The sequence below is a fragment of the Lacibacterium aquatile genome, assembly GCF_042683105.1.
Lineage (GTDB): Bacteria > Pseudomonadota > Alphaproteobacteria > Elsterales > Elsteraceae > Lacibacterium > Lacibacterium aquatile.
Map to the genome: position 1 here is coordinate 377,681 of NZ_JBHUIP010000014.1, position 18,725 is coordinate 396,405.

20 protein-coding genes are annotated in these 18,725 nt (G+C 62.6%); 11 read left to right on the forward strand and 9 right to left on the reverse strand.

The window, feature by feature from the left end; all coding sequences use genetic code 11:
- Positions 1 to 101: 101 nt before the first annotated feature.
- Positions 102 to 2,027, reverse strand: a complete 1,926-nt coding sequence (locus ACFSM5_RS18845) for a PhoX family protein (protein WP_379878136.1) — start codon at positions 2,025 to 2,027, stop codon at positions 102 to 104.
- A gap of 106 nt (positions 2,028 to 2,133) precedes the next feature.
- Between ACFSM5_RS18845 and ACFSM5_RS18850 the strand changes: the two genes are divergently transcribed.
- Both ACFSM5_RS18850 and ACFSM5_RS18855 read left to right on the forward strand, forming a co-directional pair.
- Complete coding sequence (locus ACFSM5_RS18850; protein WP_379878137.1) at positions 2,134 to 2,388, forward strand: TfoX/Sxy family DNA transformation protein; 255 nt, start codon at positions 2,134 to 2,136, stop codon at positions 2,386 to 2,388.
- Between the two features lie 166 nt (positions 2,389 to 2,554).
- Positions 2,555 to 2,812: a YjhX family toxin gene (locus tag ACFSM5_RS18855; protein WP_379878138.1), complete on the forward strand. Its 258-nt coding sequence runs from the start codon at positions 2,555 to 2,557 to the stop codon at positions 2,810 to 2,812.
- 28 nt (positions 2,813 to 2,840) lie between these two features.
- On the opposite strand, the gene ACFSM5_RS18860 is transcribed toward ACFSM5_RS18855, so the two are convergent.
- The 4 genes from ACFSM5_RS18860 to ACFSM5_RS18875 all read right to left on the reverse strand — a co-directional run bounded on the left by ACFSM5_RS18860 (position 2,841) and on the right by ACFSM5_RS18875 (position 7,278).
- Positions 2,841 to 3,473, reverse strand: coding sequence for a LysE family translocator (locus ACFSM5_RS18860; RefSeq protein ID WP_379878139.1), 633 nt, complete (start codon positions 3,471 to 3,473; stop codon positions 2,841 to 2,843).
- 135 nt (positions 3,474 to 3,608) lie between these two features.
- Positions 3,609 to 4,133, reverse strand: a complete 525-nt coding sequence (locus ACFSM5_RS18865) for an adenine phosphoribosyltransferase (protein ID WP_379878140.1) — start codon at positions 4,131 to 4,133, stop codon at positions 3,609 to 3,611.
- Positions 4,134 to 4,156: 23 nt separating this feature from the next.
- Positions 4,157 to 6,022, reverse strand: a complete 1,866-nt coding sequence (locus tag ACFSM5_RS18870; protein ID WP_379878141.1) for a tetratricopeptide repeat protein — start codon at positions 6,020 to 6,022, stop codon at positions 4,157 to 4,159.
- Positions 6,019 to 7,278: a glycosyltransferase family 4 protein gene (locus tag ACFSM5_RS18875; protein ID WP_379878142.1), complete on the reverse strand. Its 1,260-nt coding sequence runs from the start codon at positions 7,276 to 7,278 to the stop codon at positions 6,019 to 6,021. The genes ACFSM5_RS18870 and ACFSM5_RS18875 overlap by 4 nt, the downstream gene beginning before the upstream one ends.
- Before the next feature lie 151 nt (positions 7,279 to 7,429).
- Here ACFSM5_RS18875 and ACFSM5_RS18880 point away from each other — a divergent pair, with 151 nt between their 5' ends.
- Positions 7,430 to 8,185, forward strand: a complete 756-nt coding sequence (locus tag ACFSM5_RS18880; protein ID WP_379878143.1) for a GntR family transcriptional regulator — start codon at positions 7,430 to 7,432, stop codon at positions 8,183 to 8,185.
- A gap of 7 nt (positions 8,186 to 8,192) precedes the next feature.
- Here ACFSM5_RS18880 and ACFSM5_RS18885 read toward each other — a convergent pair whose 3' ends face one another.
- Positions 8,193 to 9,116, reverse strand: coding sequence for a ketopantoate reductase family protein (locus ACFSM5_RS18885; RefSeq protein WP_379878144.1), 924 nt, complete (start codon positions 9,114 to 9,116; stop codon positions 8,193 to 8,195).
- Positions 9,117 to 9,306: 190 nt separating this feature from the next.
- Between ACFSM5_RS18885 and ACFSM5_RS18890 the strand changes: the two genes are divergently transcribed.
- Positions 9,307 to 9,546 (forward strand): hypothetical protein, encoded by a 240-nt coding sequence (locus ACFSM5_RS18890; protein WP_379878145.1) that lies wholly within the window; start codon positions 9,307 to 9,309, stop codon positions 9,544 to 9,546.
- A gap of 4 nt (positions 9,547 to 9,550) precedes the next feature.
- Here ACFSM5_RS18890 and ACFSM5_RS18895 read toward each other — a convergent pair whose 3' ends face one another.
- Positions 9,551 to 10,159, reverse strand: coding sequence for an HAD family hydrolase (locus tag ACFSM5_RS18895; RefSeq protein ID WP_379878146.1), 609 nt, complete (start codon positions 10,157 to 10,159; stop codon positions 9,551 to 9,553).
- A gap of 270 nt (positions 10,160 to 10,429) precedes the next feature.
- Here ACFSM5_RS18895 and ACFSM5_RS18900 point away from each other — a divergent pair, with 270 nt between their 5' ends.
- Both ACFSM5_RS18900 and ACFSM5_RS18905 read left to right on the forward strand, forming a co-directional pair.
- On the forward strand, positions 10,430 to 10,771 hold the full coding sequence (locus ACFSM5_RS18900) for a hypothetical protein (protein ID WP_379878147.1): 342 nt from the start codon (positions 10,430 to 10,432) through the stop codon (positions 10,769 to 10,771).
- A 43-nt stretch (positions 10,772 to 10,814) separates the two neighbouring features.
- Positions 10,815 to 12,572, forward strand: coding sequence for a methyl-accepting chemotaxis protein (locus tag ACFSM5_RS18905; protein WP_379878148.1), 1,758 nt, complete (start codon positions 10,815 to 10,817; stop codon positions 12,570 to 12,572).
- Here the strand turns inward: ACFSM5_RS18905 and ACFSM5_RS18910 are convergent.
- Complete coding sequence (locus ACFSM5_RS18910) at positions 12,569 to 13,306, reverse strand: Crp/Fnr family transcriptional regulator (RefSeq protein WP_379878149.1); 738 nt, start codon at positions 13,304 to 13,306, stop codon at positions 12,569 to 12,571. The two genes, ACFSM5_RS18905 and ACFSM5_RS18910, sit on opposite strands and share 4 nt — an antisense overlap.
- Positions 13,307 to 13,461: 155 nt before the next feature.
- On the opposite strand from ACFSM5_RS18910, the gene ACFSM5_RS18915 reads away from it, so the two are divergent.
- Entirely contained in the window at positions 13,462 to 13,893 is a 432-nt protein-coding gene (locus tag ACFSM5_RS18915; RefSeq protein ID WP_379878150.1) for a hypothetical protein, read from the forward strand.
- Positions 13,878 to 15,227, forward strand: a complete 1,350-nt coding sequence (gene hemN, locus ACFSM5_RS18920; RefSeq protein ID WP_379878151.1) for an oxygen-independent coproporphyrinogen III oxidase — start codon at positions 13,878 to 13,880, stop codon at positions 15,225 to 15,227. The genes ACFSM5_RS18915 and hemN overlap by 16 nt, the downstream gene beginning before the upstream one ends.
- Positions 15,228 to 15,546: 319 nt before the next feature.
- On the opposite strand, the gene ACFSM5_RS18925 is transcribed toward hemN, so the two are convergent.
- Positions 15,547 to 16,308, reverse strand: a complete 762-nt coding sequence (locus tag ACFSM5_RS18925) for a sulfite exporter TauE/SafE family protein (RefSeq protein WP_379878152.1) — start codon at positions 16,306 to 16,308, stop codon at positions 15,547 to 15,549.
- 62 nt (positions 16,309 to 16,370) lie between these two features.
- On the opposite strand from ACFSM5_RS18925, the gene ACFSM5_RS18930 reads away from it, so the two are divergent.
- Genes ACFSM5_RS18930 through ccoO form a run of 3 tightly spaced genes read left to right on the forward strand, consistent with a single transcriptional unit; the run spans position 16,371 to position 18,724 of the window.
- Positions 16,371 to 16,550 (forward strand): hypothetical protein, encoded by a 180-nt coding sequence (locus tag ACFSM5_RS18930; RefSeq protein WP_379878153.1) that lies wholly within the window; start codon positions 16,371 to 16,373, stop codon positions 16,548 to 16,550.
- On the forward strand, positions 16,547 to 17,995 hold the full coding sequence (gene ccoN, locus ACFSM5_RS18935) for a cytochrome-c oxidase, cbb3-type subunit I (protein WP_379878154.1): 1,449 nt from the start codon (positions 16,547 to 16,549) through the stop codon (positions 17,993 to 17,995). The genes ACFSM5_RS18930 and ccoN overlap by 4 nt, the downstream gene beginning before the upstream one ends.
- 3 nt (positions 17,996 to 17,998) lie before the next feature.
- Positions 17,999 to 18,724, forward strand: coding sequence for a cytochrome-c oxidase, cbb3-type subunit II (ccoO, locus tag ACFSM5_RS18940; protein ID WP_379878156.1), 726 nt, complete (start codon positions 17,999 to 18,001; stop codon positions 18,722 to 18,724).
- The last annotated feature ends 1 nt before the right edge of the window (position 18,725 follow it).

Genomic DNA, 18,725 nt, shown 5'->3' on the forward strand with positions numbered 1-18,725 from the left:
ATGCCTGTGCGGTGGCCGGTTTCTAGCGGACGGCGCGGGGTCTCGTCAATTGAAAAAGGGGGACGGTCGCCCGTCCCCCCTTTCCTTTACGCTTGATCCGATCAGACGGCGATGGGGCCGCCGCCCTTGCGGGTGATCGCGATGACCGACGGGCGCGGCGGCATGCCGTCCTTGAAGTCCGGCCAGCGGGTCGAAGGCTTGGAGAAGGTCGAGCCCTTGTCTTCACCCGGATGCTGGACGGCGATGAAAAGGGTGGTGTCGTCCGGCGTGAACCAGGGACCGCAGACTTCCGCGCCCGAGGGGGCCTGGAAGAACAGCTGCGAGAGGCCGCGCATCATGCCTTCGGTATCGACGGCATAGAGACCATCGGCGACACCGGCAGCGCTGGGCGAGCCGTCCGTCGAGATCCAGAGGCGGCCCTTGCTGTCGACGGCGCAATTGTCGACGCAGCTCATCCAGCCATTGTCCGAGGTGGCGCGGTGGTACTGCGCGCCGTGATCGACACCCGGCTTGCCCGCCACCAGCAGGATCGACCATTTGGCATCGGTTGCCGCATGGTCGGCCGTGGTGATTTCGACCACATGGCCGTGGGTGTTGTTGGCGCGCGGATTGGCCTTGTTGATCTGCTCGGTGGTGCGGCGGTTGTTGTTGGTCAACATGACGTAGACCTTGCCGGTCACGGTGTTGGCTTCAACGTCTTCCGGGCGATCCATCGGGGTCGCTTTCAGCAGATCGGCGGCCTTGCGGGTATTGATCAGGATGTCGGCCTGGCTGTTAAAGCCGTTCTCGGCGGTCAGCGGACCCTGGCCATGGACCAGCGCAATCCAGGTCACTTTGCCGTCGTCGGCGAACTGAGCGACATAGAGCGTCCCCTTGTCGAGCAGATCCATGTTGGCTTCGCGCTTGGCCGGGTCGTATTTGCCGTCCGAGACGAACTTATAGACATACTCGAAGCGCTCATCGTCGCCCATATAGGCAACCACGCGGCCATCCTTGTTGAGGATGACGTTGGCCCCTTCGTGCTTGAAGCGGCCAAGGGCGGTACGCTTCTTCGGGGTCGAGGTCGGATCATAGGGGTCGATTTCGACGATCCAGCCAAAGCGGTGGGCTTCGTTCGGTTCCTTGTCGACATTGAAGCGGTCGACGTGCTGCGACCAGCTGTAGAAGCTGTCCTTGGTCACGCCGTAGCGCTTGAAGTCGGCGGCCCACTGCGAGGTCTCCGGGCTGCCGCCGAAGTAGCCGTTGAAATTCTCTTCGCCCGACAGAACCGTACCCCAGGGGGTGACGCCGCCAGCGCAATTGTTGATGGTGCCCAGAACCTTGAGGCCGGTCGGGTCTTCCTTGGTCTTCAGCTTGTCGTGACCGGCAGCGGGACCGGTGACGGTGAAGGGGGAGGAACCAGTCAGGCGGCGGTTGTACTTCGAGCTGTCGACGACGGCCCATTTGCCATTGGTCCGCTTGATCTCGATGACGCTCATGCCCATCGAGGCGATTTCGATCTCGACCTGTTCGTTGCTGAGCTTCAGTTCGGCGGCGTCGCCTTCCGGCAGACCGGCCCACATCATGCCCGCGTTGGTATATTCGTGATTGACGGCCAGCAGACCATGATCGGACTTCTTGGAGCCGAAGGGCAGCGGCAGGAAGCCGACGAAGTCGTTGTTATAACCGAACTGCTTGGCTTGCCCTGCAACGGTCAGCTTATTGACGTCAAACGCGGCGGCACCGGCTTCGACCTTATCGCCCCAGCGGATCAGGGTCTGGATCTCATAGCCTTCCGGCACATGGGCGGTGGCGTCATAGCCGTGGCTGATTTCCTTGAACTTGAAGGCGCTGCCCGAAGCAGCTTCGGCTTCCTTGGCACCCAGCGGCAGCATCGAGCCCATGACGCCCAGCGCGCTGCTGGCGGCAAGGCCCTTCAGTAGGCCGCGGCGCGACATATGGTTCTCGATCAGCGTTGCCATCGGAGTGGCAGTGGATTGATTGACGCCGACATCCTGGCTGTCTTCGTATACGCCATAATCGCTCATTGCTCGGCCCTTCTTGGATGATGCGGTCGGTTTTCCCGCCGCGCTTAAGACGGGTCAGTGATACGGATGGCCTATTGCAGACGCGTGACGCTTTCGGGACGGTATGATGGCGAATTTGGAAGACCTGCCAAACCTTGGGATGAAAACGGCCAAGCGCCTGCGGATCGCGGGTATTGCCGATTCCGAAAGCCTGTTGGTGATGGGCGCTGCCGAAGCCTATCGCCGTCTTAAGACCGAATTCCCGCGCGACACGTCCCTCAATGCCCTCTGGGCCTTGGCGGGCGCCATCGAGGGTCGGCACTGGCAAAGCTATACGGTAGATGAAAAAGCGGCGCTGAAGGCGGCGGTCGCCAGGGATTGACGCCGTTCGGCTTTTTCGATACATCCGATATCGGATGTTTAAGTACCTTCCGACCCTCTGATACCCCCGATCTCGAACGGCCGAGACGGGGGCGGGACAAGCCGAAACGTCGCCCCTGCTACCAGGGCTGCGGGCGACCCTTCACGTCCTGAAGTCAGAGTTTCCCATGAATGTATCGAAGTACGAACAGCGCGTGCTGCACGCGCTGGCCCAGGGTGGGCATATCCAGCATTACAAGGATGAGGCTGGGAAGATCATCGAAGTCGATTGCGTGACGCGCGACGGCTGGCGCCTCGACGATTGCACGCTGGGCCTGTTCAAGAAGCTGAAGCGGCGCGGACTGATCGCGTCCGCGAGCGGCTTGCCCTACCGCATCACCGGCCTTGGCCTGCTGGCGGTGCGGGCGCAGCTCGATAATCGGTAGGTGAAGGAGAGGGGCGGGTAACCGCCCCTTATCCCCGGCGCAGGACGCTGGTCAGAATGGCGGCGGAAAAGCCGATGAAGGCGATACCGGACAAGGCTTTGATGCCTGCCCGAAAACGCCCGTCGCCCAGGTGCCTGCGCACAACGGCGGCACAGAGGGCGTAGGAAAGATGCACGCTGCCCACCACCAGAATCAGGGTGGAGAACAGCAGCAGAAACTGGCCTGTCAGCGGCTCCCCATGGTCGATAAACTGCGGGAACAGCGCGCTTAAGAACAGGATCGACTGTATGTTTGTCGCGCTCATCAGAAAGGCCTGACGGTAGCGCGTCAGGGCTGCATCGCTGGCGCCGGCACCGCCCGACAGAGCTGCTTGACCGCTGAAAGCAGCCCGCAGAGCCTTGATCCCCAGATAGGCAAGGTAAGCCGCGCCCGCGAGGCGCAGGGCATCGAAGGCGACAGGCGCTGCCTTGATCAAGGCACCGACACCCAGGGCGGCGGCCAGGGCGATCAGGAACAGAAAGCTGATATTGCCGAGGATCGTCGGCGCGATGCGCTTCAGACCCACGGCAAGACTATGATCGACCACCAGAATGACATTCGGCCCCGGCGAGGCGGAGGCGAGGGCGATGACACCGGCAAAGGCGATCAGATTGGCGGTCATAAGAAGTCCTTCGGCTGTTTTATTATTTTGACCGTCACCCCGCACTTGATGTGGGGGCCATCCGAGGCGGTCCCGCTTGAGAGAGATCCCGCATCAAGTGCGGGATGACGATGCCGTAGGATGTTTATTTAAACCCTAACTATCGTAGACCATCAGGCTATGCACCCCGACGCCCTTATCGGCCAGACGCTGACGGCCATTCAGGAAGCTCAGTTCGATCAGATAGTTGGTGCCCACCACCTCGGCGCCGACTTTGCGGCAGAGGTCGACAGCGGCGGTCATGGTGCCGCCGGTTGCCAGCAGATCGTCCAGAATCACCACGCGCTGACCCTTGGCCACGGCGCCTTCCTGGATCTCGATGGTGTCGGAGCCATATTCCAGATCGTAGGAGTGGCTGACGACCGCGCCCGGCAGCTTGTTCTTCTTGCGCACCATCACGAAACCGATGCCCAGCGACAGGGCGAGGGGAGCGGCGACCAGGAACCCGCGCGACTCGATCCCCACCAGCAGATCCGGCTTCAAGGGCGCAACGGCTTCCTTCACTTGACGCATCGCCTCGGCCCAGGCAGCCGCGTGGGCCAGCAGGGTCGAGATGTCATAGAACAGGATGCCGGGCTTGGGGAAATCCGGGACGTGGCGGATGTGATCCTTGAGGTTCACGGGACTGAATTCCTTTATCGACGTCATTTTTTAGGGGTGAGTGCCTGGACGACATCCTGGACGACGCTGGCCCAGTCGCCCGGCTTGGGCTGACGGAACAGCCGGATGCTCGGATACCAGGGGCTGTCGTTGCGGCTGCGATCCAGCCAGCGCCAGTCGGCGTCATGGGCCAGCATGACCCAGGCGGGCCTGCCCAGCGCGCCGGTCAGATGCGGGACCGAGGTGCAGGTGGAAATCACGAGGTCGAGCCCCGCGATGGTCGCGGCGGTGGTCGGCCAGTCGGTGAGCTGCGGCCCAAGCGGCTTGATGGGGGCATCGGCCGGAAGCTGTGCCTCGGCATAGCCTTTCTGCAACGATATCCACTCGATATTCGGAATATCGAGCAGCGGGCGGATCTGGTCGAACCGCATGGAGCGGTCCTTGTCGCCGCTGTAGTTCGGATTGCCCGCCCAGACCAGACCGATGCGTTTGGTCTTGCCGTCCTTCGGACCCAGAGGGTCCGCGACGTTGGGCAGCGGTGCGAGATAGGGGCGGTTGGGCAGCTTCTCCAGCGTCACACCCAGGCGATGCGCCAGGGACCCGATGGGAACATGCACATCGAAGTCGGGCGGCTGAGCGCCGCGGGCGATCACAGTATCAGCAAAGCGCTGGGGCGTGATCAGCGATACCAGCTCCTCATGCACTTCGAGCACGATCTTGCCGCCGCCCAGCTTTTTCAGAATCGGCAGAAAACGCAGGAACTGGAACATGTCGCCCTGGCCCTGTTCGGAATAGACGAACAGGGTGCGGCCATTGAGCGGATCGCCGATCCAGACCGGCTGGGTGAAGGAGCGCGGCTTGGTCGGGAACTGCGGATAGCGCCAACGCCATTCATATTCCCGGAATCCCGCCAGCAGATCGCCCTTGGTCAGCAGTGCCAGCGCCTTGTTCCAATGGGTGGTGCCATTGTTCGGATCGAGCGCCAGCGACCGGTCGTAGCTGTCCAGCGCCTCGTCGAGCTTGCCCTGGCTTTTCAGCAGATTGCCCCGGTTGTAGAAGGCGCCCGAACCCATGGGGTCCAGTTCGATCGCCTTGTCATAGGCGGCCATCGCTTCGTCATAGCGCTTGAGGCGGCGCAGCACCGCACCCCGGTTGGTATGGACGCCGCCATGTTTGGGATTGAGGGCGATGACCTTGGCATAGGCCTCCAGCGCCTGTTCTTCCATCCCCACAGCCTGGAGCACGTTCCCTAGCTGCAGCTGCGGCTGCTGGGTATTGGGGGTGCGATCGATGATCTGTTCGAAGATCAGGCGTGCGCGCTCCAGTTCCCCCAGACTATGGACCATCTGCCCCAACAAGGTCAGGGCGTTGGGTATATCGGGGTTGATGTTGATCGCCGCTTCATAGGCCAGGGCAGCGCCTGCGCGGTTGCCCTGGGCCTTCAGGATCTCCGCCCGTTCCAGATGCAGTTCGGCGAAGGTGCCGGGCAGGGCGAGGGCGCCGTCGATGACGGTCAGCGCACGGGGCAGGTCCCCCCGGCGCCGCGCGGCCGAGGCCATGGCAACATAACACCAGCTATCTGCGGCGCCTTCGGTCAGAGCAAGCTTGGCCGCCGTTTCCGCCTTGTCGATATCATTGGCGGCCAGGGCGTAGCGGGCAAGACGCGCCGTGATGCGATGTTCTTTGGGCGCCGTGGCGCGCATCTGCTCCAGCAGCGTGACAGCTTCGGCATGTTGCGCGCGGGCTGAAAGCTCGCGCAGGCGCTTGTCGAGGTCGGTCAGGCGGGTCGGCAGCGGCTGGGCCGATTTGGCAGCGGCCTTTCCGGCGGGCGGTGCAGCCAGAACGGGAGTGCTCTTCGCCTGCGCCGTCGGCTCGACGATGATCACGGTGCTTTCCGGGGTTTCGCTCATGCTGCCCCCAGGGTCGCGCTGGGGGTATGGGACAGGGCAGGGCGACGCCCGGCGGCGAGATCAAGCAACAGCTGCTTATGGGCCGGAATGCAGTGGGCCGCCTGATCGTAGCCGGACAGGATGGTGTTCCGTGCGCCCTCGCGCAGGTGCCGTAGCTTGTCGCGGTTTTCCAACGCGTCGCACACGGTGGCGGCCACCTCTTCGGGTTTGAAGAAATCGACCATCAGGCCATTCTCGTTATGGCGCAGAACCTCCTGCACCGGCTGTGTGTTGCTGCCGACGATCAGGCAGCCCGCGCTCATGGATTCGGTCATCGACCAGGACAGCACAAACGGGAAGGTCAGATACACATGGACCGAGGAGGTCTGCAGCACCTTGAGATAGCGGTCGTAGGCCAGAGTCCCCAGGAAATGGGTGCGCATCGGGTCGAGGCGCGCGGTATCGAGCAGATTTTCCTTCCAGGTCCGCCCATCGGCAGGCGGGCCGCCATAGCTGACGCCGGTGCCGCCCACCAGGACCACATGGGCGTTGGGACGCTGGCGTTGGATCAGTTCGGCGGCGCGGGTGAAGATATGGATGCCGCGATAGGGTTCGAGGTTGCGGGCGACATAGGTCACCACCTCGTCCTGGGCCGTCAGGATCCGGCCGGTTGGCAGGACTATGGTTGCCTCGGGGTCTGGCTTCACCACGCTGGTGTCGATGCCCTCGTGGACGACCGTGATCTTGTCGTGGCTCGAGGCCGGATGCTGCGCTTTCTGCCAATTGGTCGGGCAGACGCCCCAGTCCATGGCCTCCAAGCTCAGGTTGAGACCGGCGTTGCGGGCGCGCAGGGCCATGTCGCCTTCAAGCGTCGTATCATTGGCAAAGCCATAGTCCGCGCCCTTCGAGCGATAATAGAACTCGCAGTAATGCAGCAGAGGAACGTCCGGCAGCACATCTTTGGCGAAAATCGATTCGCCCCAGCCCGGATGGGCGGCGATGACGTCGGGCTTGAAGCCTTCGGCCAGCAGCGTCTTCAGGATCTCCGCCACCGCTTTGCCATGGCCGATGAAGCTGGCGAACAGGGATTCAGGATTGCCCGGTTCGGGCGACTCATGGGCGGGCGAGACCTTGTAAAGGCGATAGTCGGCGCCTTCGATATCGACCCGCTTGTGCTTCCCGATAATGACGATCTTATGCCCGCCCTCGGCTGCCAGATGGGCGGCGATATGGCGCCATTGCCCAGGGGCGTTCTGATGAATGAAAACGATATTCACGGGGACGAAACACTCTTGCGGTCAGAAAAAGAAAATAACAGCCGTCAGTTGTCGCAAGTCGGGCGGCCTGCCGTCAATCTTTGCCCGCTTGCGCCGGGGCGGGCATCAGGGTTAGATGACTAACTTATATAAGAGGACGGAGTAATCAGTCATGTCAGAGCGGCAGGCCCAATCGACCGAGATCCGCGAGGCGCCGGATTTCCGTCCCCTCTATGCCCAGGTGAAGGATCTGATCATCAAGCGGCTGATCGCGGGGGAATGGAAGCCTGGGGAACTGCTACCGTCCGAGTTTCGCCTGGCCGAGATTTTCAACGTCTCCCAGGGGACCGTGCGCAAGGCACTGGACGAGATGGCGGCGCAGAATCTGGTGGTCCGCCGCCAGGGGCGCGGCACCTATGTCGCCGAACATTCGCCGCACCGTTCGCTGTTCCATTTCTTCCATATCTGTGATGCGGCTGGCGAGCGGCTGCTGCCGGTCAGCCGGGTGCTGTCCCGCGATGTCGGTCCGGCGACCGCCCAGGAAGCCGCGCGCCTGCAACTTGGCGCCGGTCAGCAAGTCCTGCGGCTGGAGCGGGTGCGCCTGCTGAATGGCGAGCCTGCCATCGTCGAAAAGATCATGCTGCCGTTCGACCTGTTCGGCGATCTCGATCTGCCCGTGGGCGAGGATCTGGGGGCGGAGCTTTATGTGCTCTACCAGCAGCGCTGCGACGTCACCATCGTGCGCGCCGACGAGCGGCTGTCAGCGGTGGCGGCCGACGCCCGGGAAGCCGATTTGCTGAAGATCGCCCCCGGCGCGCCGCTGCTGGAGGTTGATCGCACCGCCTATCAGCTCGACGGGCGGATCGTCGAATGGCGCGTGGGACGGATCGACAGCCGCAACCGCTATTATCAGGCGACCATTACCTGACCGCCCATCACTTGGCTGGAGCGCCGTCCTTATAGGGGTAAAGCCCGCCATAGACGGCATCCAGCATCGGGGTCGGCACAGACAGCCTGCGGCCCAGGCGAACGGCATGGCCGTGCAGCGCCTCCAGTTCCAGCCGGTTGCCCTGGGCGAGATCCAGGTAGAGTGAGGAATAGTTGCCCGGCGCCAGCCCCGCCAGGAAGCTGCGGCAACGCTCCCGCATATCCGCGTCCAGGCCGATCTTGCTCGCCGCCGCGAGGGCCAGGAGTTCGTCGAGCTGCCCGAGGAACAGCGCTTCCACGGCGGGTTGCTGCTGTACCGTTCCGGCAGGCTGCCGGGTCAGGGCCGTGGTCCCGGCCATGGCGGTCAGGAACACATATTTCTCCCACAGCGTCTTGCGGACGTCGGTGGAATGCACCGCTTCGAACCCGGCCGCACCGCAGAGCGCCAGGAAGCGTTGGCAACGGTCGGAGGTCGTTGCGGTCCAGTCGCCAAAGACGATTTTCGATAGCTGGTGATGGGCGATCACCCCCGGCTCGGTGATATTGGCGAAGATATAGCAGATGCCGCCTATCACCCGGTCTTCGCCAAAGGCAGCGGCCAGCTTTTCCTCGTTCCCCATGCCGTTCTGCAGCGAGATGATGCCGGTATGGGGACTGATCACCGGGCGGATGGTCTCGATGGCCGTCTCGGTGTCATAGGATTTGACACAGAACAGCACGATATCCGCCGGCGCCTCGCCTGACAGATCGGCGACTGCTTTCACGGGCAGGGTCCAGGTGCCGTCGATCTTCGAGTTGATCCGCAGTCCGTTCTGCTGCATGGCTGCCAGATGTTGGCCGCGCGCCAGAAACGTAACTTCTGCGCCCACCTTGACCAGTCTGGCGCCGAAGTAGCCGCCGATACCGCCGCTGCCCATCACGATGACCCGCATCTTAAAAAACCGCCTTTGCCAGCAAAGCCTCCCTTTCTCTTAGCCGGGAAGCGGCATCGCTAAAAACGATTTGATGTGATGGATCTCATCTCGTTTCGAGATTGGTGGCGGGAATTTAATCCCCCGGCAGGAGGATTTGTAATCGGCCGATCCCTAGGATGGGAGCGTGGTTTTATGCTGGAGAAGCGAAATGATCGCGCGGACTGCCGTTCTTGTCGTGGCGGCTCTGTCTTTAAGCGGATGCGTCGCGTCAGACTATGACGCGCCAGCCTATTACAGCGAGCCGACCTATTATGCTGCGCCAGCGCCGGTCTATTACTATGATCCGCCGCCTCGCTATCGCCCGCATTATCATCCGCGTCCGCATCGCTATGATCACCGGCCGGGACACCATCGCCCCGGCCAGCATCACAACCATCCCAGGCGCTGACCGATCAGCCCAGCAGGCCGCGTGCCTTCAGGTCCGCCGCCAGGGCTTCTGGAGCCTGGAAATGGTGGCAGGCAAAGCCGAGTGCTTTGGCGCTGGCGATGTTGGTGGCGCTGTCGTCGATGAACAGCACCTTCTCGGCAGGCAGCGCGATATGCCCCAGCGCATGCAGGAAGATCTTGGGATCCGGCTTCATCATGCCCAGTTCGCCCGAAACCGTGATGTGACGGAAGCGCTCCAGGAAGGCAAAGCGCGGCCGCGCCTCGATGAAGGTATCGGCGGCCCAGTTGGTCAGGGCGAAGAGCGGCACCTGGCGGTCATTCATCTGCTCCAGCAGGGCGACGGTGCCCTCGATGGGGCCGACCACCATTTCGTGGAACCGCTCGCGCCATGCCCGGATCAGCGGCTCATGCTGGGGGAATTCGGCGATCTTTTCGGCGATCATCTCGGCCCAGGGGCGCCCTTCGTCCGAGGGGGCGTGCCAGGCCAGCGTGCAGACTTCATCCAGGAAGCGTCGACGCTCGGTGGCATCGGGGATCAGCGTGCGATAGGGGGTTTCTGGATCCCATTTGATCAGCACATTGCCTAAGTCGAACAAAACCGCTTCGATGCCCACGAGTTATCCCCTTCTTTGAAATCATTCGTAGGCAGGGAAGCCGATTTATGGGCCTCTGTCCAGGCTAAGGATATGTTTTTACTGGGATTTTATTGTAGCCGTTTGTATCAACGCGCAAGATGCGTCTCGATTCCCCGTCTGTCCTGACAGGCGGCAGTATTTAAGATACGTAAATAATACTTCTTGAGTTGGCGGCATTGTTCGGTTGCGGATGTCTGTATAAATACACAGTGCCTTTCGGGCGCCATAATGACTAGGGTGGCGCTTAAGATGAAGTCGCCTCCGCTCACCGCCAAAAAGGGTACTCTTGCACGCTCGCAACTCGGTGTGGTGGCGGCGATGTTTGTCGGATCCTTTCTATATCTCGCGCTTCTTCTGGTTTTCGGACGGGGAGAGGGGGAATTCGGCATCGTCGTCTTTCCGCCGACCTGGGATGCTGCTACACGGCTGCAGACCGCGCTGGCAGCGGTACCGAATGGGCGGCTGATTGCGGTGGGCGAGCGTCTGCCGACCGTTACCTTGTCCGATGTGACTGACGAAGGGCGCGCCGCCCTTCGGCGGGCCGGGGCCTGGTTCATTCTGTTCAACGATGGGGCGGCTGCCTGTCTTTAGCCGTTGTCATCCTCCACACTCTTTTTTGAAGAAACCGGACGCCATGAATCATCTTAGCGATCTCGACGCACTGCGCCGACTGACCGGCAAACTCATGCTGGGACTGCTCTGGTTCAACGTAGTGGCTGCCCTGCTTATCCCGCAGGACGGCTGGGCGATGGAGCTTGGCGTTGCCGTCTGCGCCTTGATGGCGACGGTGGTTCGGCTTGTGGCGGACGAGGGTTTTGCTGCCCGTTGTGCAGTCGCTGTGGGTTTGATCGGCCAGATCTCGGCGGTGCTCTGGGGGCTTAGCGGCCATGCGTGGCAGGTCGATATCCACATGGCCTATTTCGCTGCCCTGGCAGTGCTGGTGACCTATTGCGACTGGCGTGTAGTGGTTCTGGCGGCTGCGGTGACGGCGGTGCATCACCTGATGCTGAACTTCATGCTGCCGACCGCTCTGTATCCTGGTGGCGCCGATTTCGGCCGCGTGATTGTGCATGCGATTATCGTGGTGATCGAGACGGCATCGCTGTCGGCCGCCTGCATCCTGTTGACGGGTCTGCTGGCCCGTGCCGGAGAGCAGACGGCAGCAGCCCGCCGGGCCGAGCAGGCGGCGCTGGATGTGCGTCAGGCGCAGGAGCTCGACCGTCGCACGGCTGAGGACGAGCGCCGCAATGCCCTGGAGGATATGGCTAACCGGGTCGAAACCGAAGCTGGAAACGCAGTGAAGACTGTCGCGGAACAAGGGGCCCATCTGACGGATCTTGCCACTGGTATGGCCGAAACGGCGGCCCGCATGCGTCAGAAGTCGGGCCGGGTGAATGCGACGGCGGAAGAGGTTCTGGAAGCCGCTCAGTCGGTTGCCAGCGCGACCGAGGAACTGTCGACGGCTGTGGGCGACATTGGGCGCCGCATTGCCGAAACCGCCGCCAATACACGCGATGCCAACCGCGAAGGCGATGCAGCAGCAGAAATCGTCGGCACCCTGACCGAAACCGTCGATCGGATCGGCGATGTCGCCAAGTTGATCGGCGATATCGCGGGACAGACCAATCTGCTGGCGCTCAATGCGACCATCGAAGCGGCGAGAGCGGGCGATGCCGGAAAGGGCTTTGCTGTTGTTGCCTCGGAGGTGAAGAACCTCGCGACCCAGACTCATCGCTCGACCGATGAAATTTCGCGCATGGTCGGCGCGATCCGCGAGGTGACGGATCAGGTGGTCGAAAAGGTCTATGGCATGATCGAGCGCATCCGTGCCATCGACAGCGCCGCAGCGACCATCGCGAGCGCCGTCGAACAGCAGGGCGCGGTTACGGCGGAAATCGCCCGCACCGTCGGCCAGACCGCCGATGCCGCCCGCCATGTGTCCGAGGAAATCGGCAAGGTGGCCGAAGAGGCGAGCGCCAATGGCACGACTGCGGATGAGTTGAACCATATTGCCGCCAAGGTGGCCGATGACATCGACTCCCTGCGCCAGAAGGTGATTCATATTGTCCGCACCTCGACCGATGCGGTGAACCGCCGCTCCAAGCCGCGCTATGCCGTCAATATTGCGACCAAGCTGGAGCTGCGCGACCGCTCGGTCCCTGTGCAGTTGGTCAATATGTCCGAGGGTGGGGCGATGGCGGCGGGCTACGAGTTGCTGGAAGGCCAGCAGGTCGAAGCGGAAATCCTGATCCTGAATCACCGCCTGAGTGTAACCGTGAAGGGGCTGCGCGAGGGTGGGGTGGTGCTGAAGTTCCGTAAGGAAAGCCCGGCCTATGAGGCTTTCCTGAAGTCGTTGCCCGGCCTTGTCGAGCGGGCTCGCGCGGTCGGTTAGTTACCGTCCGCGATTTCCTGCAGCCCTGCCAGATCGGTCAGGCGGACGGTGTCGGTCCCTTCCAGAGCGATCAGCCCGTCGTTGCGGAACTGGGTAAAGGCGCGGCTGACGGTTTCGGTCGTCAGCCCCAGGTAATCGGCGATATCGCTGCGGCTCATGGGGAGCGGCAGCGGATTACCCGTGCGCCCCAGGCGGGTCAGTCGCTCGACCATCATCAGGAAGAAGCTCGCCAACCGTTCACGTGCGGTCTTGCGACCCAGCAGCAGCATCAGGTCCTGGGCAATCGCCAACTCGTTGGCGGCAAGGCCCAGCAGGCGCTTCTCCATGCCGGGGAATTTCTGCAGCAGCGCTTCCATCCGGGGGCGGGAGAAGCGGCAGAGGCTGACTTCGGTCACCGCCTCGGCGCTATAGGCATAGGCGTCGCGGACGGCGAACCCCAGGAAGTCACCGGTCATCAGGAAACCGATCACCTGACGGCGGCCATCGGGCAGCAGCTTATAGACCCGCACCGTGCCCGAGGTGACGTTGAACATATGATGGGCGGGGTCGCCCTCCATCAGGATCGCGCCGCGCGGCTCCACACTCATGTGGGTGACATTGGCCTCCAGGTCGGCGATGCCATGCTCGGGCACGCCCGCGCACACCGAATGCGGGCGCGCGTCGCAATCCTGGCATTCGGCAGTGGTACAGGCCGACAGGAAGGACTTCAGCGGCAAGTCCTGGTTTCTGCTCATCGGGTTCATCTAGGAACACCTTTCGTCACGGGCAAAACCACCATAGCACCCGGCGGCTCACCTGCGATTGATATAGATCAACGCGCCCATCCGCTCCTGCGCATTACAACAGGCTTACGGCTTCCTAGCCCTAAGCTTTCCGACCGAGGTCGTCGATGCGCTCTTTCGTCGCCATTCCCCTTACGCCCACCGATATCGACGCGGCGTTTCCGCTGATCCAGAACCTGTGGCCCGACCAGAGCCTGCAGGAATGGCGGCAATTCGCCTCCCAGCGCCTAGGGTCGCTGGAGGGCGGAATCCTTGGCTTGCGGGGCGAGTCCGGTCATCTCAACGGCCTTGCCATCTGGCGCCGGGCCAATGACCTCGACCATGGGCCGGTGCTCACAGTCGACTACCTCGTCGCCCTTGATCTGGTCGAGCCGGAGAAGGTCGCCGGTGCCCTAGTCGACGGTTTGGAGATGCTGGCGCGCGGGGCAGGGGTGCGTGCCGTGCAGGTCACCTTGCCGCCGACTGAATCCGTGCTGCTGCGCCCGTTTCTGGCGGCAGGGCACCATCTTGAAGGGGTCAAACTATGCAAAGCCGTCTGACGCCGCCGCCGATGGCTGCCGCAGCGCGTGACGAGCTGTTGAATCGCCGCCTGCCGCGCTATACCAGCTATCCGACTGCGCCTCATTTCGCCCCCGATGTGACGGGTGAGACCTATGGCGCCTGGCTCGATACTCTGGCGCCGGATCAGGCGCTGTCGCTCTATCTCCATATCCCCTTCTGCCGCCAGCTCTGCCTCTATTGCGGCTGCCATATGCGGGTGGTCCGCCAGGATCAGCCTGTCGAGGAGTATCTGGAAGATCTGCTGGCCGAAGCCAGCCTCGTCGCCCGGCGTCTCGGCACCCGGCGCAAGGTGACCCATCTGCACTTAGGCGGTGGCACCCCGTCGATCCTCGGGAACATGGGGCTCACCTGGCTGATCCGCCGCCTCTCCGATATGTTCGACCTGGAAGGGGAGCGCGCCATCGAACTCGATCCCCGGCATATGACGCCAAGCCTAGCGGAAACCCTGGCCAGCAACGGTTTCAACCGTGTCAGCCTCGGCATCCAGGATATGGACGAGCGGGTGCAGAAGGCGATCAACCGCCTGCAGCCCGAAAGCCAGATCGACCTCGCGGTTCGCTGGCTGCGCGGTGCGGGTATCGAGGATATCTCGGTCGATCTTCTCTATGGGCTGCCCTATCAGACGGTGGAAAGCGTCAAGGCCTCCGCGCTCGCGGTGGCCGCCTATCGTCCGCGCCGGATCGCGCTGTTCGGCTATGCCCATGTTCCCTGGATGAAGAAACACCAGAATCTGCTGCCGACCCAGGCTCTGCCCGATGGCGAAGCCCGGTTGGCACAGGCAGCGGTGGCGGCCGGCGTCTTCGAGGCGGCGGGTTATCTACCCGTCGGCCTGGACCATTTTGCCCTGCCCGGTGATGGTCTGGTCGAGGCGCCGGTCGCCCGCAACTTCCAGGGCTATACGACCGACGCCAGCCCGGTGCTGATCGGCCTCGGTGCCTCATCCATCGGTCAGTTGCCCCAGGGGTTCGTCCAGAATTCGCCCGATATTCCCACTTGGCGCCGTGCGGTCCGCGAGGAACGTTTCCCCGTGATTAAGGGCCGCATCCTGACCGACGAGGATCGTCGCCGGGGCGCGGTGATCGAGCGTCTGATGTGCGATCTCAGTGTCGATCTGGCCGTCATCTGGGACGGTTGGATGCATTGGGACGAGGCGCTGGCGGAAGTCGACCGGCTGGTCGATCTGGGCCTCTGCAAGCGGGTCGGCAGCTGGATCGAGGTGCCGGAGAGCGCCCGCGCCTATATCCGCCATGTTGCAGCCGCTTTCGATGCGTACCTGGAGCCCATGGCCCAGCGGCACGCCGTAGCGGTCTAGTCGGTTCCCCTGACGCCGCCGCCCCTTGGACTCCCCTCCAGGGGCGGCGGTTTTTTTGTCAAAATCAGGCTATCAGCTTCTTTTGATTTGTCGTCATCCCCCGACTTGATCGGGGGATCTCCTCCGGGAGCCAGACCCAAAAGGTCTCGTCATCCCGCACTTGATGCGGGATCTTGCGTAGACACACCGCGTCGAGAGGCCGACTGGAGTTTGGCAACACAAGATCCCGCATCAAGTGCGGGATGACGGTCCTTGTTTGAGGAGCCCCCGGAGGAGATGCCCCGGATAAACCGGGGCATGACGATATTTCTGGGGCTGCCTAAACGAGTCTCACAACCGCCAACCCGGCCACGGTGCCCGCGCCCAGCAGCATCAGATAGGGCGCGACCATCCGCACGCGTCCTTGCCAGCGGCGACTTGCCAAAGCGCCCGCCAGCCCAATCGCACCGAGCATCGGCACGGTCCCCAGTCCAAACGCCAGCATCGACACCGCCCCGCTGACGGGATTGCCGGTGGTGGCCGCGACCGCCAATCCGCCATAGATCAATCCGCAGGGCAGGAAGCCGAGCAGACTTCCCAAGACAACCGATCTCATCCCTCGCGGTTGACGAAACAGGGGTGCCAATCGCGCAACCCAGCCCCCCGTCGCTGCGATACCGGGAAACAGCGACGGCATCAGCATCCGCAATCCCATCGATGTCAGAACCAGCGCCGCCAGGATCAGAAGGACGGACGAAAGCCAGGGCGGCGGTGTCAGCAGACCGGCAACAGCCCCCAGGACACCATAAGTGCTTAGCCGCCCCAGGTGATATCCCGGCAGCAGCCCTGCGCGCCAGCGGGCGGTTTCGCAGAGTTTTGCCCCCTCTAGCCGCGCACCCGCCTGGGCCAGGACCAGCGGTCCGCACATGGGGCCGCAGTGGAACAGCGATCCCGTCAGACCTGCCAGGAACAATCCACCATAGAGTCCGAACGCCCCGGCAAGGTTGAAACCGGCCGGAACGCAAAGGTTCGCAAGGGCGATCAGATGCTCCATGGCGGCAGTCTGCCGCAGGCGGGTGGGGGCGGCGTTGATCCATGTCAAGGCGGCTTTCTTCTGCGAGGCGTAACCCTTCCCCCAACGAATTCCCGTGAAAGGAAAGGGTTATGGATTACGTGCTGGGAGTCTTCCTCGCAGCCCTGGGCATTCTGGGGCTGGTGCTGGCCGCCAATGCCCAGGATGTGATGATGGCGATCTTCGGTCAGGCGCTGTTCGTCTTTGCCGTCCTGTTCGATTTCGGCCTGATCAAGCGCCACTTCGACCGCATCGATGGGGGCGTGTTATGACCGCCATCACCGCCGATCTGGCGCATGCTCCATCTCAGGCGCGCGTCGTCGTCTACAACGAGCGGATCGTCCAGCAGTTTGTCATCGCGGCGATGTTCTGGGGCGTCGTCGCCTTTGCCGCCGGGACTTACATCGCCTTCCAGCTCGCCTTTCCGGCCCTGAACCTCGGCCTGGAATGGACCACCTTCGGTCGTCTGCGTCCGGTCCATACCTCGGCCGCGATTTTCGCTTTTGGTGGCTCGGTGCTGATCGGCACCAGCTTCCATGTGGTGCAGCGCACCTGCCGCACGGCGCTGTTCGGTGGCGAGGCTTTGGCCAGCTTCGTCTTCTGGGGCTATCAGTTCTTCATCGTGATGGCCGCGCTCTCCTATGTGCTGGGTTTCTCCCAGTCCAAGGAATATGCCGAACCGGAATGGTACCTAGATCTCTGGCTGACCGTGGTCTGGGTTGTCTATCTGGTGATATTCCTCGGCACGCTGCTGAAGCGTGAGGAGCCGCATATCTATGTGGCGAACTGGTTCTACCTCGCCTTCATCGTCACCATCGCGATGCTGCATATCGGCAATAACCTCGCAATGCCGGTCAGCTGGGCGGGTTCGCGCTCCTATAGCCTCTTCTCGGGTGTGCAGGATGCGCTGATCCAATGGTGGTACGGGCATAACGCGGTCGGCTTCTTCCTGACCGCCGGCTTCCTCGCCATCATGTATTACTACATCCCGAAAGCGGCTGGTCGTCCGGTCTACTCCTACCGGCTGTCGATCATCCATTTCTGGGCGCTGATCTTCCTCTATATCTGGGCCGGTCCCCATCATCTGCATTATACCGCGCTGCCCGACTGGGCGCAGACGCTGGGCATGGTCTTCTCGATCATGTTGTGGATGCCGTCCTGGGGCGGGATGATCAACGGGCTCATGACCCTGTCCGGGGCCTGGGACAAGCTGCGCACCGATGCCAGCCTGCGCTTCAGCGTCACCGCCGTCGGCTTCTATGGCATGGCGACCTTCGAAGGCCCGTTGATGTCGGTCCGGCAGGTGAATGCGCTCAGCCACTATACCGACTGGACCATCGGTCATGTGCATTCGGGTGCGCTGGGCTGGAACGCCTTCGTCAGCTTCGGCGCGATCTACTACCTCGTCCCGCACCTGTGGCGGAAGCAGCTCTGGAGCCAGCGTCTTGTATCCTGGCACTTCTGGCTCTCGACGTTGGGCATCGTCTTCTACATCACCTCCATGTGGGTGTCGGGGATCATGCAGGGCCTGATGTGGCGTGCTTATGACACCTTCGGTTTTCTGCAATACAGCTTCATCGAGACCGTGCAGGCGATGCACCCCTTCTACATCGTCCGTGCCCTGGGCGGGGTGCTGTTCCTCACCGGGATGCTGCTCATGGTCTGGAACATCTGCAAGACCATCCGGGTTGGCAAACCCGCCGATAAGGAGGCCTAAGCCATGCGCCTCAGCCATGCTTTGATCGAACGTAACGCGCCGCTGATGTTGGTGCTGACCCTGCTCACCGTCGCCATCGGCGGGCTGGTCGAGATCATTCCGCTCTTCACCATCGAAACCACGGTGGAGAAGGTGGAAGGAACCCGGCCATACTCCCCGCTGGAACTCGCCGGGCGCGACATCTACATCCGCGAGGGCTGCTACCTCTGCCATAGCCAGCAGATCCGCCCCTTCCGGGACGAGGTCGAACGCTACGGCCATTATTCCATCGCGGCCGAAAGCAAATACGACCATCCGTTCCAATGGGGCTCCAAGCGCACCGGGCCGGATCTGGCGCGCGTGGGCGGCAAATATTCCAACGAATGGCACGTCGCCCATCTGATCGATCCCCAGGCCCAGGTGCCGGGCTCGGTGATGCCGCCCTATGCCTTCCTGGCCGACCGGGCGCTGACGGTGCCGAATGTGAAAGCCAACCTGATCGCCAATCGCCGCGTGGGTGTTCCCTATAGCGACGAGATGATCGCGGCAGCCGTCAAGGATCTGGCCGATCAGGCGGACCCGGAAGCCGATACCGCCGATCTGTTGAAACGCTATCCGCGTGCTGTCGTCGCTGATTTCGACGGCAATCCGAAGAAGCTGACCGAGATGGATGCGCTGGTCGCCTATCTCCAGCTGCTCGGTACGCTGATCGACTTCAACAGCCTGACCGCTGAAGACCTGAAGCAATAGG

Excerpts from the sequence above, each read along its gene's own strand:
- ACFSM5_RS18845 (WP_379878136.1), bottom strand. The coding sequence starts at position 2,027 with ATGAGCGATTATGGCGTATACGAAGACAGCCAGGATGTCGGCGTCAAT.
- ACFSM5_RS18850 (WP_379878137.1), top strand. The coding sequence starts at position 2,134 with ATGGCGAATTTGGAAGACCTGCCAAACCTTGGGATGAAAACGGCCAAG.
- ACFSM5_RS18855 (WP_379878138.1), top strand. The coding sequence starts at position 2,555 with ATGAATGTATCGAAGTACGAACAGCGCGTGCTGCACGCGCTGGCCCAG.
- ACFSM5_RS18860 (WP_379878139.1), bottom strand. The coding sequence starts at position 3,473 with ATGACCGCCAATCTGATCGCCTTTGCCGGTGTCATCGCCCTCGCCTCC.
- ACFSM5_RS18870 (WP_379878141.1), bottom strand. The coding sequence starts at position 6,022 with ATGAGCGAAACCCCGGAAAGCACCGTGATCATCGTCGAGCCGACGGCG.
- ACFSM5_RS18880 (WP_379878143.1), top strand. The coding sequence starts at position 7,430 with ATGTCAGAGCGGCAGGCCCAATCGACCGAGATCCGCGAGGCGCCGGAT.
- ACFSM5_RS18885 (WP_379878144.1), bottom strand. The coding sequence starts at position 9,116 with ATGCGGGTCATCGTGATGGGCAGCGGCGGTATCGGCGGCTACTTCGGC.
- ACFSM5_RS18890 (WP_379878145.1), top strand. The coding sequence starts at position 9,307 with ATGATCGCGCGGACTGCCGTTCTTGTCGTGGCGGCTCTGTCTTTAAGC.
- ACFSM5_RS18900 (WP_379878147.1), top strand. The coding sequence starts at position 10,430 with ATGAAGTCGCCTCCGCTCACCGCCAAAAAGGGTACTCTTGCACGCTCG.
- ACFSM5_RS18905 (WP_379878148.1), top strand. The coding sequence starts at position 10,815 with ATGAATCATCTTAGCGATCTCGACGCACTGCGCCGACTGACCGGCAAA.
- ACFSM5_RS18910 (WP_379878149.1), bottom strand. The coding sequence starts at position 13,306 with ATGAGCAGAAACCAGGACTTGCCGCTGAAGTCCTTCCTGTCGGCCTGT.
- ACFSM5_RS18915 (WP_379878150.1), top strand. The coding sequence starts at position 13,462 with ATGCGCTCTTTCGTCGCCATTCCCCTTACGCCCACCGATATCGACGCG.
- hemN (WP_379878151.1), top strand. The coding sequence starts at position 13,878 with ATGCAAAGCCGTCTGACGCCGCCGCCGATGGCTGCCGCAGCGCGTGAC.
- ACFSM5_RS18930 (WP_379878153.1), top strand. The coding sequence starts at position 16,371 with ATGGATTACGTGCTGGGAGTCTTCCTCGCAGCCCTGGGCATTCTGGGG.
- ccoN (WP_379878154.1), top strand. The coding sequence starts at position 16,547 with ATGACCGCCATCACCGCCGATCTGGCGCATGCTCCATCTCAGGCGCGC.
- ccoO (WP_379878156.1), top strand. The coding sequence starts at position 17,999 with ATGCGCCTCAGCCATGCTTTGATCGAACGTAACGCGCCGCTGATGTTG.